At 72.7% G+C, this 12,600-nt stretch carries 6 protein-coding genes; 2 read left to right on the plus strand and 4 right to left on the minus strand.

Annotated features, from left to right (window positions below):
- Window positions 1–94: 94 nt before the first annotated feature.
- Window positions 95–886, plus strand: a complete 792-nt coding sequence (locus tag OHT52_RS28570) for a metal-dependent hydrolase (protein ID WP_328723054.1) — start codon at window positions 95–97, stop codon at window positions 884–886.
- A gap of 79 nt (window positions 887–965) precedes the next feature.
- Window positions 966–2,501, plus strand: coding sequence for an ATP-dependent DNA ligase (locus OHT52_RS28575; RefSeq protein ID WP_328723055.1), 1,536 nt, complete (start codon window positions 966–968; stop codon window positions 2,499–2,501).
- 103 nt (window positions 2,502–2,604) lie between these two features.
- Here the strand turns inward: OHT52_RS28575 and OHT52_RS28580 are convergent, their stop codons facing one another.
- The 4 genes from OHT52_RS28580 to OHT52_RS28595 all read right to left on the minus strand — a co-directional run bounded on the left by OHT52_RS28580 (window position 2,605) and on the right by OHT52_RS28595 (window position 12,311).
- Entirely contained in the window at window positions 2,605–3,966 is a 1,362-nt protein-coding gene (locus OHT52_RS28580) for an NAD(P)/FAD-dependent oxidoreductase (RefSeq protein ID WP_328723056.1), read from the minus strand.
- A gap of 190 nt (window positions 3,967–4,156) precedes the next feature.
- Window positions 4,157–8,395, minus strand: a complete 4,239-nt coding sequence (locus tag OHT52_RS28585) for a bifunctional nitrate reductase/sulfite reductase flavoprotein subunit alpha (protein WP_328723057.1) — start codon at window positions 8,393–8,395, stop codon at window positions 4,157–4,159.
- Between the two features lie 245 nt (window positions 8,396–8,640).
- Window positions 8,641–10,422, minus strand: coding sequence for an ABC transporter ATP-binding protein (locus tag OHT52_RS28590; RefSeq protein ID WP_328723058.1), 1,782 nt, complete (start codon window positions 10,420–10,422; stop codon window positions 8,641–8,643).
- A complete protein-coding gene (locus OHT52_RS28595) occupies window positions 10,419–12,311 on the minus strand; it encodes an ABC transporter ATP-binding protein (protein WP_328723059.1) in 1,893 nt (630 codons plus the stop codon). The genes OHT52_RS28590 and OHT52_RS28595 overlap by 4 nt, the downstream gene beginning before the upstream one ends.
- Between the last annotated feature and the right edge of the window lie 289 nt (window positions 12,312–12,600).

Raw genomic sequence — 12,600 nt, forward strand, 5'->3', positions numbered from 1 at the left:
GGCCGTACGAAGATCACGGGCGGTACGCTTCCCACTCAACTCGGCCGCGCCGCAACGGCGTCGGCCGCACCGAGTTCTGGGGGCGGAAAAGACCATGATGGGACCGGCACACTCACTGTCCGGGGCGGCGGCCTGGCTCGGGGTGGGGGCGGCTGCCGCCGCCGCGGGTCACACCATGCCCTGGCCCGTCCTGGTCGTCGGGGCGCTGATCACGGCGGGCGCCGCCCTCGCCCCGGACCTGGACCACAAGTCGGCCACCATCTCCCGGGCCTTCGGACCGGTGTCCAAAGGGGTCTGCGAGGTCGTCGACAAGCTCTCGCACGCCGTCTACAAGGCCACCCGGGGTCCTGGTGACCCCCGGCGCAACGGCGGCCACCGGACCCTGACCCACACCTGGCTGTGGGCCGTCCTCACCGGTGCCGTGGCTTCGGGCGCCGCGATCCTCGGCGGACGCTGGGCGGTCCTCGCGATCCTCTTCGTCCACCTGGTGCTCGCCGTCGAGGGCCTGCTCTGGCGAGCCGCCCGCGTCTCCAGCGACGTACTGGTGTGGCTGCTCGGCGCGACCAGCGCCTGGATCCTCGCCGGCCTGCTGGACCAGCCCGGCAACGGCTCGGACTGGTTCTTCGACGCACCCGGCCAGGAATACATGTGGCTCGGACTGCCGATCCTGCTCGGGGCCCTCGTGCACGACATCGGGGACGCCCTGACCGTCTCGGGCTGCCCGATCCTCTGGCCCATCCCGCTCGGCCGCAAGCGCTGGTACGCGCTGGGGCCGCCTAAGGCGATGCGGTTCCGGGCCGGCAGCTGGGTGGAGCTGAAGGTGCTGATGCCCGTGTTCATGGTGCTCGGAGGCATCGGCGCGGCGGGCGCCCTCAACATCATCTGACCCCGCGCGCCGGCCACCGCCGCCCGGAGGCGGATCTCCTCTCCGGGCGGCGGGCGCGTCCCCGTAGGACCATGGGCCCATGCTGCTCATCCGGCTCGCCCAGGTATCGCTCCAGGTCGCCGGGGACCCCGCCAGGAACCGGAAGGTCGAACTGCTGGCCGACCTCTTCCGCGACGCGGCCCCCGAGGACGCACCGGTCGCCATCCCGTACCTCGCCGGACGGCTGCCCCAGGGGCGGCTCGGCATCGGCTGGTCCACCCTCGGCGACCCGGTCGCACCCGCAGCCTCGCCCACCCTCACCGTCGCGCACACCGATGCCGAGCTGACCGCGATCGGAGCGCTGACCGGCCCCGGCTCCCGGGCCGCGCGCGCGGAGCGGCTGCGCGCCCTGCTGGGTGCGGCCACCGCCGCTGAACAGCACTTCCTCCGGGCATTGATCCTGGGGGAGCTGCGCCAGGGCGCCCTGGACGCCGTCGCCGTGGACGCACTGGCCCGCGCGTCCGGCGCGGCGGGCCCCGAGGTACGCCGGGCCGTCATGCTCGCCGGCTCACTGAAGGACGTCGCGGTCGCCCTGCTCGCGGACGGCCCCGAGGCCCTCGCCCGCTTCCGGCTCACCGTGGGACGCCCCGTCCACCCGATGCTCGCGCACACCGCACCCTCGGTCGCGGAGGCGATCGACAAGCTGGGCGGCTGCGCGGTCGAGGAGAAGCTCGACGGCATCCGCGTACAGGTGCACCGGGACGGCACCGGCGTACGCGCCTTCACCCGTACCCTCGACGACATCACCGACCGGCTCCCCGACCTGGTGACCGCCGTCGCCGGCCTTCCCGGTGAGCGCTTCGTCCTCGACGGCGAGGTCATCGCGCTCGGCCCCGACGGCCGGCCGCGCCCCTTCCAGGAGATCGCCTCCCGCGTGGGCTCCCGCCGTGAGGTGGCCCGCGCCGCGGCCCAGCTCCCGGTGGTCCCGGTCTTCTTCGACGTGCTGCTCGTGGACGACGAGGACCTCCTGGACCGGCCGCTCACCGAGCGGCACGCGGCCCTCGCCCGGCTGGTGCCCGAACGGATGCGGGTACGCCGCACCCTCGTGGCCGGCCCCTCGGACCCGGCGTCCCGGGAAGCCGCCGAGGCCTTCTCCGCCGCGACCCTGGAACGCGGCCACGAAGGCGTGGTCGTCAAGGACCTCGCCGCCCCCTACAGCGCGGGCCGCCGGGGCGCGTCCTGGCTCAAGGTCAAGCCCGTGCACACCCTCGACCTCCTGGTGATCGCCGTGGAGTGGGGCAGTGGCCGCCGCACCGGGAAGCTCTCCAACCTGCACCTCGGCGCACTGGGCCCCGACGGCGAGCCGGTCATGCTCGGCAAGACCTTCAAGGGGCTCACCGACCAGCTGCTCGCCTGGCAGACCGAACGCCTGCTCGCACTCTCCACCGGCGACGACGGGCACGTGGTGACCGTCCGCCCGGAGCTCGTCGTGGAGATCGCCTACGACGGCCTCCAGCGTTCCACGCGCTATCCGGCCGGCGTCACCCTGCGCTTCGCCCGGGTCCTGCGCTACCGCGAGGACAAACGCCCGGAGGAGGCCGACACCGTCGCCACCGTGCTCGCCGGACAAACCTGAGGACAGACCCGCGGGCCCCGAACACGACCGGGCCGTACACGCCGGAAGACGCCGCCCGGGTGGTCTCCCGGCGGCGCCTTCCGGCACGTACGGCCCCGCGGCGTCACTTCCGCTTCGCGGCGGACTCCGTGCGCGCGAGGAGCTCCTCGGGGCTGAGATAGGCGTCCGTGTACTCGAAGTCCCGCAGCGTCGCCGGCTTGCGGGCCTGGAAGCCGGTACGGACGAAGTCGTCACCTGCCACCGCGTTCAGCAGCCAGTTGGTGAGCACTCGCGTCTTCGCGACGTTCGTCCGCAGCGCCGACCAGTGGTAGCCGCGCGCCACCGCCTGGGCGGGGATGCCCTGCAGTTCGATGCCGAGCGGCTTGGAGACCGCGTCCCGGCCACCGAGGTCCACGACGAGACCCAGGTCCTTGTGCACGTACGGCTGGAGCGTGCCGCCACGCAGGGAGGCGAGGACGTTGTCCGCCACGACCCGGCCCTGGCGCATCGCGTGCTGGGCGGTCGGCGGGCAGACCGCGCCGTCGCCCTTCGCGAGATCGGGCACCGCCGCCGCGTCACCCAGCGCGAACACCCCGTCGGCGCCCGGCAGCGCCATCTCCGGGTTCACCGCCAGCCGGCCGCGTACGGTCTCCGCGCCCAAGGTGGCGATCAGCGGGCTCGCCGCCACACCGGCCGTCCAGATCAGGGTGCGGCAGGGCAGCACCCGGCCGTCCGTGAAGGTGACCTCCTCCCGGTCCGCCTTCGCGATCGACACGCCCAGCGACACCTCGATACCGCGCCTGCGCAGGATCTTCATTGCGCTGACACCCAGCTTGTCGCCCAGCTCCGGCATGAGCTTGGGGGCGATGTCGATCAGATGCCACTTGATCAGCTTCGGGTCCAGCCGCGGGTAGTGCTTCACGGCGTTGGTCGTCAGCCGCTGGAGACAGGCCGCCGTCTCGGTCCCGGCGTATCCGCCGCCCACCACGACGAACTGGAGCCGCGAGGCGCGCTCCGCCTCGTCCTGACTGGCGTCGGCGACGTCGAGCTGCTCGATGACGTGGTCCCGAACGTACGCGGCCTCGGCGAGCGTCTTCATACCCCGGGCGTTGTCCAGCAGGCCGGGGATGTCGAACGTCCGGGTCACACTTCCGGCGGCGAGCACGATGTAGTCGTAGGGCTCGTTCACGATCTCGTCCGTGATCTTGCGGATCACGCAGATCTTCGCCTTCGTGTCCACCCCGATCGCCCCGCCCGGCACGATCCGGGTGCGGTGACGGCTGCTGCGCCGCAGCGAGACGGCCACCGACTGGGGGGTGAGCACGCCGGAGGCGACCTGCGGCAGGAGCGGCAGATAGAGCTGGTACGAGAACGGCGTGACGAGCGTGATCTGCGCTTCTCCCGGCGAGAGCCGACGCTCCAGACGGCGCACGCACTCGACCCCGGCGAAGCCGGCGCCGACGACGAGAATCCTGGGTGGTGCCACGGTGTGCGTCCCTTCTCAAGGCTACGCGGTCGTGTCTCACCTGCCCCGAAGTCCGGGCGGGTCACCTCACATCCTCACCGCAGAGCCCTGAACGCGCCTCCCGGCCCGGGGAATCGGACCTCCGGGCCCGGACGGGCCACCGGAACCGGGCGCTACCCGAACGGGCCAACGACCGGCCCCGCCGCTGCCGTCAGTACACGTCACGGACGTAGCGCTTGTCCGCCGCCAGGCGCCTGACGTAGGCCGCGGCCTCGTCGGTGTCCATGGAGCCGTGCGCGGCGACGATGTCCCGCAGGGCCCGGTCGACGTCCTTGGCCATGCGGCCGGCGTCGCCGCACACGTAGAAGTGGGCACCGTCCTTCAGCCACTGCCAGAGGCGGGGCCCCTGCTCACGCATCCGGTCCTGCACGTACACCTTGTTGCGCTGGTCGCGGGAGAAGGCGAGGTCGAGGCGGTCGAGGTGGCCCGAGGCCTGGTACGCCTCCAGGTCCTGGCGGTGGTAGAAATCGGTGGCCCGGCGCTGCTCGCCGAAGAAGAGCCAGTTGGGGCCCGAGTGGCCGCGCGCCTGCCGTTCCTCCAGGAACCCGATGAAGGGGGCCACCCCGGTGCCGGGGCCGACCATGATCATCGGGGTGGACGGGTCCGTCGGCGGGCGGAAGTGCGGGGAGCGCTGCACGAAGACTTGGACGGGGCCGTCGTCGGCGTGGTCGGCGAGGTAGGTGGAGCAGACGCCCTTGCGGTCGCGGCCGAGCCGGTTGGCCCAGCGGACGACCGAGACGGTGAGACGTACCTCGCCCGGGTGGGCCAGCGGACTGGAGGAGATCGAGTACAGGCGGGGCTGGAGGCGCTTGAGCGCTCCTGTCCACTCCGCCGCCGACGCGCGTACCGGGAACTCGGCGACCGCGTCGGCCGCCTGCCGGCCCCAGCTCCACTTGGCCAGCGCGTCCTTGTTGTCGGGGCGCAGCAGGCGCTTCAGCTCGTGACTGTCGGTGCGTTCCATCAGGAACCGCAGCAGACCGGTGCTGACACGGGAGATGTCCAGCCGGGTGCGGAGCGCCTCCTCCAGCGTGAGCGGCCCGCCGTCGCCCAGGTCCACCGGCTCGTCGGGGTCGAGGCCGGTGAGCGCCAGCCACTCGGCGGTGAGCCCCGCGCTGTTGGCCGGCCACACGCCGAGCGCGTCCCCCGCGTCGTAGGCGAGTTCACCACCACGGGTGTCGAAGGCGAACTGCCGCACCTCCTTGCCCGAACCGGGCAGGCTCAGCAGCCTGTTGCCGACGAGCAGGGTGGCGAACGGCGAGGTCCTCGTGTAGCCGGCCGGTACGGCGGCGGCCCGGGTGGCGGGTACGGCGGCGGGCGCCGACCGGGCCGGGCTCGCGTGGTCCGGACGCGGGTCGTCGTCGGCCACGAACCCGTCCAGGGCGGTGAGTACCTGGCCCAGCCACTGTTCGGCCCGTTCCCCGAAGTCGGGTTCGCAGTCGGCGCGGGGGACGAGGCGGGTGGCACCGAGGGCGGCGAAGCGCTCGTCCAGCCGGCGGCCATGGCCGCAGAAGTCGTCGTAGGAGGAGTCGCCGAGGGCGAGCACCGCGTACCTGACCCCTTCCAGCCGTACGGCCTCCCCGATCGAGAGGTTCTGCCAGAAGTCGCTGCCGTTGTCCGGGGCTTCGCCGTCGCCGAACGTGCTGGTGACGAGGAGGACGTCGGTCCCGGGGGTGAGGCGCGCGGGTGTCGCCTCTGCCATGGCCAGGAGTTCGGGGGTACGGCCCGCCAGCGTGAGGCGCGCCGCGGCGCCCTGGGCGAACTCCTCGGCGTTGCCGGTCTGTGAGGCCCACAGGAGGAGCAGGCGGCGGCCGGGTGCGGCGGCTTCCTCGGCCGGTGCGCCCGGCTGGGCGAGCACCGCCGCCGGGGTCGAGGCGGCGGCCGGTGCCGCGGTGCGGGAGAACATCCCCGCGAGGACGCCGTCGACCCAGAGGGCGTGGCCGGAGTCGAAGGGGGCGTCCGGCGGCAGCACGGGCACGCCCGCGGCCGGCGGGGCGGCGGCGAGCCCGGAGAGGTAGCCGGAGAGATAGCGGCGCTCCGGCTCGGCGAGCGCAGGCGGAGCGAGTTCGGGCAGGCCGAGCAGGGCGGCGAGCGCCAGGACGGGGGAGCCGGCCGGGGCGGCGGCCGCGGGGACGGTTACGGGTACGGGGAGCAGGGGCACGGGTGTGGTCTCCGGTTCGGTGCTCGGGCGGCCCGCCGGGACGGGGGCGACCGTCCGGGCGAGGCTGACGGCGCAGACCTTGAGCTCGGGCTGGAAGGAGAGCGGGTCCACGGCGTCGTTGGTGACGGCGTTGACGCTGAGGTACTCGCCGAACAGGTCGTTCCAGTGGAAGGGCGCGAACGCGGTGCCCGGCAGGACCCGGTCGGTGACCACCACGGGCAGGACGGCACGTCCACGCCGGGAGGTGACCTCCAGGTGATCGCCCGCCGCCACGCCGAGCCGCCCCGCGTCCTCGGGGTGGACCTCCACGAACGGTCCGGGGTTCAGCTTGGTCAGCTTGGCGACCTTGCCGGTCTTGGTCAGCGTGTGCCACTGGTGCTGCAGCCGGCCCGTGTTGAGCAGAAACGGGAAGTCGTCGTCGGGGAGTTCGGCCGCCGGCAGGTGCGGCCGGGCGAAGAAGCGGGCGCGTCCGCTCGCGGTGGGAAACGCGAGACGGGGGCGGGTCGCGTCCTCACGCTCCAGCAAGGTCTGGCTGACACCGTCGTTGAGATAGCGGACCGGGTTGCGGTCCGGCCCGTCGGCGGCCGGCGCCGGCCACTGGACCGGGGTGTCGCGCAGCCGGTCGTACGTCACACCGCGCAGGTCCCAGCCGGTCGCGGGGTTCCACGCCTGCTTGAGCTCCTCGAACACCTCCTCGGCCGAGGTGTAGGTGAACCCCTCGGCGAACCCCATCGCACGGGCCACCTCGGCGATCAACCGCCAGTCGGGCAGGGCCTGACCGGGCGGGTCGACGACGCCCTGGACGAGGGTGAGGTTGCGCTCCGAGTTGACCATGACCCCGTCGGACTCCGCCCACAGCGTCGCGGGCAGTACCACGTCGGCGTAGGCGTTGGTCTCCGTCTCCGCGAACACGTCCTGGGTGATGACGAGTTCGGCCGCCTCCAGGCCGGCGATGACCGTCCTGCGATTGGCCACCGAGGCGACCGGGTTGGTGCAGATGATCCAGCACGCCTTGATGTCACCGGCGGCCAGCTGCTCGAACATCTCCACCGTGCCGCGCCCGGTTTCGGTACGCAGCGAACCCTCGGGTATCCGCCACAGTTTCTCGGTGAAGGCCCGCTCGGCGTCGACCAGTACGGACCGCTGGCCGGGCAGACCCGGACCCATGTAACCCATCTCGCGGCCGCCCATGGCGTTGGGCTGGCCGGTCAGCGAGAAGGGGCCGGAGCCGGGGCGGCAGATCGCTCCGGTGGCGAGGTGCAGATTGACCAGCGCGTTGGTGTTCCACGTCCCGTGGGTCGACTGGTTCAGCCCCATGGTCCAGCAGCTCATCCACTCCCCGGCCTCGCCGATCCACCGCGCGGCCAGCTGGATGTCCGACTCCGGGATTCCGGTGATCTCCGCGACCCGGTCGGGCGTGAACTCCGCGAGGAATGCGGGCATCTCCTCCCACCCCTCGGTGAAGGCGGCGATGAACTCCTCGTCGGTGTGGCCGCCTTCGACCAGCAGGTGCAGCAGGCCGTTCAGCAGGGCGAGATCGGTGCCCGGCTTGATCCGCAGGAAGAGGTCGGCCTTGTCGGCGGTGGCGTTGCGGCGCGGGTCCACGACGATCAGCTTGGCGCCGGACGCCTTCACCCGGTCCATCATGCGCAGGAAGAGGATGGGGTGGCAGTCGGCCATGTTGGCGCCGATGACGAAGAACGCGTCCGCGCGGTCGAAGTCCTGGTACGAGCCGGGCGGGCCGTCGGCGCCGAGCGACAGCTTGTATCCGGTGCCCGCGGACGCCATGCACAGCCGCGAGTTGGACTCGATCCGGCTGGTACGGACGAACCCCTTGGCCAGCTTGTTCGCCAGGTACTGCGCCTCCAGGGACATCTGCCCGGAGACGTAGAAGGCCAGGGCGTCAGGCCCGTGCTCGTCCAGGATCGCCCGCAGCCGGCCGGCGACCGAGGCGACGGCCTCGTCGACGTCCGTCTCCACCGGCTCGGTGCCCCGCTCGGCGCGCACCAGCGCCCTGCCCACCCGTCCGGGCGCCGCCATCAGGTCGGCGCTGGTCGCCCCCTTGGTGCACAGCCGCCCCGAGTTGGCGGGGTGCGACTTGTCCCCGTACGCCTTGGCCACCCGGCGGCGCCCGTCGGCCGGGTCCCGTACCAGGTCGAGCACGATCCCGCAGCCCACGCCGCAGTACGAACAGACCGTACGGACGCTGCCGTCGTCCGAGCCAGATGTCACCGAACCCCCACCCCGCGGTGTGTGCCTTACCGGGCGGGACCGTCCGCCGCTCTGCGGTGATCCCTGGAACAGCACCGTAGGAAGAGCGAATTTCCGGATGGTGACGCGCCGCTGGTGCGCGGGGTTACTCCCCGCGCACACGACCAGGCGGCGCCGTGTGAGGCGGGGTGGGGCGAACGGCCGACTGAGCAGGGGACGGGCGGGGCTGCCCCCGGGGTGGTGACCCGGGGGCAGCCCCGCGAGGCTCACCCGTGCCAGGACCGCCACAGCGCCGCGTAGGCGCCGTCCGCCGCGACCAGTTCGTCGTGGCTGCCGAGTTCGCTGATCCGGCCCTTCTCCACCACCGCGATCACGTCCGCGTCGTGCGCGGTGTGCAACCGGTGCGCGATGGCCACCACCGTCCGGCCCTCGAGCACCCGGGCCAGCGACCGCTCCAGATGCCGGGCCGCCCGGGGGTCCAGCAGCGAGGTCGCCTCGTCCAGCACCAGGGTGTGCGGATCGGCCAGGACCAGCCGTGCCAGCGCGATCTGCTGGGCCTGCGCCGGCGTCAGCGCCAGGCCGCCCGAACCCACTGCGGTGTCCAGCCCTTCCTCCAACGCCCTGGCCCAGCCGTCCGCGTCCACCGCGGCGAGCGACGCCCACAGTGCGGCGTCCTCGGCTCCCGTCCGCGCCAGCAGCAGGTTGTCGCGGAGCGAACCGACGAACACGTGGTGCTCCTGGTTGACGAGCGCGACGTGCCCGCGCACCCGCTCCGCGGGCATCCGGGACAGCTCCGCGCCGCCGAGCGTCACCTCACCCGTCCTCGGCGCGTAGATGCCCGCCAGCAGCCGGCCCAGGGTGGACTTGCCCGCCCCGGACGGACCGACCAGCGCGAGCCGCGTGCCCGGGGCCACGTCCAGCGTCACCTCGTGCAGCACGTCCACCCCGGAGCGGTAACCGAACCGCACGTCCTCGGCCCGCACCTTCCGGCCCTCGGGACGGACCGACTCGTCACCCGCGTCCGGCTCGATGTCGCGCACCCCGACCAGCCGAGCCAGCGACACCTGGGCCACCTGCAACTCGTCGTACCAGCGAAGCACCAGCCCCAGGGGATCGACCAGCATCTGCGCCAGCAGCGCCCCGGTCGTCAGCTGTCCGACGGTCATCCATCCCTCCAGGACGAACCAGCCGCCCAGCATCAGTACGGTGGCGAGGATCGCCACGTACGTGAGGTTGATGACCGGGAAGAGCACCGAGCGCAGGAAGAGCGTGTACCGCTCCCAACGGGTCCACTCCATGACCCGCCGCTCCGACAGCGCCACCCGGCGCGCGCCGAGCCGGTGGGCCTCGACGGTCCGCCCCGCGTCCACCGTCTCCGCGAGCATCGCCGCCACCGCGGCGTACCCCGCGGACTCCGAGCGATACGCCGAAGGAGCCCGCTTGAAGTACCAGCGGCAGCCGGTGAGCAGCAGCGGCAGGGCCACCAGGACCGCGAGCGCCAGCGGCGGCGCGGTCACGGTGAGCGCGCCGATCAGCAGACCCGCCCAGACCACCCCGATGACGAGCTGAGGAACGGCCTCGCGCATGGCGTTGGCCAGCCGGTCGATGTCCGTGGTGATCCGGGAGAGCAGGTCGCCCGTGCCCGCCCGCTCCAGCACTCCGGGCGGCAGTCCCACCGCGCGTACGAGGAAGTCCTCGCGCAGGTCGGCGAGCATCTCCTCGCCGAGCATCGCGCTGCGCAGCCGCATCGTCCAGGTGAAGAGCGTCTGGATCAGCAGGGCTGCCGCGAAGATCGCGGTCGTGCGTCCCAGGTGCAGGTCGGTGACCCCGTCCGCCAGGTCCTCCACCAGCCCGCCCAGCAGGTACGGGCCGACGATGGACGCGACGACCGCGACCACGTTGGCGGCGACGAGCACGGCGAACGCACGGCGATGACGCCGCAGCAGATCGCGGACGTACGCCCGCACGGTGGCGGCGGAGCCCACCGGCAGGGTGGTGGCCGTCGTCGGCGCGGCCGGGTCGTACGGCGGTGGTGCGAGGCCGATCATGCCCTCTCCTCGATCTCTCCGGCTTTCCGGAGGCTGTTCAGCCCGTCGGTGGCGCTGTCCGTCCCGGCACCGTGCGGCGGTCCGGCTGCCGCTGCCTCGTCCTCGGTCTCCCGGGTGACGACCGAGCGGTAGAGCGGGTCGGTGAGCAGGAGTTCGCGGTGCGGTCCCGCCGCGACGACCGTCCCGGCGTGGACCAGTGCGACCCGGTCGGCGAGGTCCAGCAGCAGCGGCGAGGAGGAGAACACCACCGTGGTGCGGCCCCGGCGCAGTTCCCTGATGCCGGCGCCGACCCTGGCCTCCGTGTGCGAGTCCACGGCCGAGGTCGGCTCGTCGAGGACCAGTACCTCGGGGTCGGTGACCAGCGAGCGGGCCAAGGCCAGCCGTTGCCGTTGTCCCCCGGAGAGCGAACGGCCGCGCTCGGTGATGCGCGTCCTCATCGGGTCGCCGTCCGTGTCGACGGACGCCTGGGCCAGCGCGTCCAGCACGTCGTCGCAGTAGGCGGCCGACAGAGCGTCCTCGGCGCGGACCGCTCCCGACGCCGGAACGTCGAGCAGCTCCCGGAGCGTGCCGGAGAGCAGCACCGGGTCCTTGTCCTGGACCAGGACGGCGGTACGTGCCCGCTCCAGCGGCAGTTCGTCCAGCGCGCAGCCGCCCAGCAGCACGGACGGCACCGCGCTCTCTTCTCCGGCCCCTTCCCGCGTGTCCTCGGCGGCGGCGTGGCCGCCGAGCCGCTCGGCCAGCCGTCCCGCCTCGTCCGGGTCCCCGCAGACCACGGCGGTGAAGAGCCCCGCGGAGGCCAGCAGACCGGTGACCGGGTCGTACAGATCGCCGGAAGGAAGCGTTTCTTCGGTGTCCGCGGCCGTCCGCGCGGTGTTCTCGGCCGCCGGTCGCGTGTCCCGGTGCAGCGACAGCACCCGGACGGCGCGTTGGGCGGAGGGACGGGAGAAGGAGTAGGCCATGGCGATCTCCTCCACCGTCCGCAGCGGATACAGCAGCAGCATCGCGGAGTTGAACACGGTGACCAGCTGCCCCACCTCGATCTCCCCGTCACGGGCCAGCCCGGCTCCGTACCAGACCAGTGCGATCAGCAGCAGGCCGGGCAGCAGCACCTGGACGGCGGAGATCAGGGACCACATGCGGGCGCTGTGCACGGCCGCGCCGCGGACCTCCTGGGAGGCGCGGCGGTAACGGCCGAGGAAGAGTTCCTCCCCGCCGATGCCGCGCAGCACCCGCAGCCCCGCGACGGTGTCCGACGCCAGCTCGGTGGCCTTGCCGGCCTTCTCCCGCTGAAGGTCGGCCCGCCGGGTCGCCCGGGGCAGCAACGGCAGCATCGCCAGGGCGAGTACGGGTACGGAGAGCGCCACCAGGAAGCCGAGCGACGGCAGGTACAGCACCAGGCCGACGCAGATCAGCACGAGGGCGACCGCCGCGGCGGCGAACCGGGAGAGCGCCTCGATGAACCAGCCGATCTTCTCGACATCACTTGTGGAGACCGCGACCACTTCACCGGCCGCCACCCGCCGCGTCAGGGCCGCGCCGAGTTCGGCGGTCCGCCGGGCGAGGAGCTGCTGCACCCGCGCGGCGGCGGTGATCCAGTTGGCGACGGCGGTGCGGTGGAGCATGGTGTCGCCGACCGCGATGCCGATGCCCAGCACCAGGATCATGCCCCCGGACAGGGCGAGCCGCCCGCCGGAACGGTCGATCACCGCCTGCACCGCGAGACCGGCCGCCAGCGGCAGCCCGGCCAGGGCCAGTTGGTGGAAGAGACCCCAGGAGAGCGAAAAGAGCTGGCCCTTGAGCTGGTTGCGGCCGAGCCAGACGAGGAAGCGGGGGCCGGAACGGACGTCAGGATCGCCGGGGTCCTGGTACGGAAGATCACGAATCTGCATGGGGTCCCAAGAATCGGAAGTACGGAGTCCACCGGCGACGGGGCTACCGAAGTGGTGAAGGGCAAACAGTAAGGTTTGCCTCTCTTACCGGTTCCGGGCAAATGATTTTCCGTGGATCGGTGCCTTTTCGCCTGGTAGCCGAATCGCCGGGGCCCCGGCGGCCCGTATCGCCCTCTGGAGGCTCGGGGGACTCGTGGTGGCGAGGTGTCAGGCCTTCGCCGGCGCGAGGAGCCGCGCCCCCGTCGCGGCGCGGACCTCCTCCTCGCTCACCCCCTCGGCGCACTCCACC

Origin of the sequence: Streptomyces sp. NBC_00247 (assembly GCF_036188265.1) — a bacterium.
In the GTDB taxonomy this organism is placed as follows: domain Bacteria; phylum Actinomycetota; class Actinomycetes; order Streptomycetales; family Streptomycetaceae; genus Streptomyces.

What these genes read in the sequence shown, in the direction of transcription:
- OHT52_RS28570 (WP_328723054.1), top strand. Translation starts at nt 95, where the DNA reads ATGATGGGACCGGCACACTCACTGTCCGGGGCGGCGGCCTGGCTCGGG.
- OHT52_RS28575 (WP_328723055.1), top strand. Translation starts at nt 966, where the DNA reads ATGCTGCTCATCCGGCTCGCCCAGGTATCGCTCCAGGTCGCCGGGGAC.
- OHT52_RS28590 (WP_328723058.1), bottom strand. Translation starts at nt 10,422, where the DNA reads ATGATCGGCCTCGCACCACCGCCGTACGACCCGGCCGCGCCGACGACG.
- OHT52_RS28595 (WP_328723059.1), bottom strand. Translation starts at nt 12,311, where the DNA reads ATGCAGATTCGTGATCTTCCGTACCAGGACCCCGGCGATCCTGACGTC.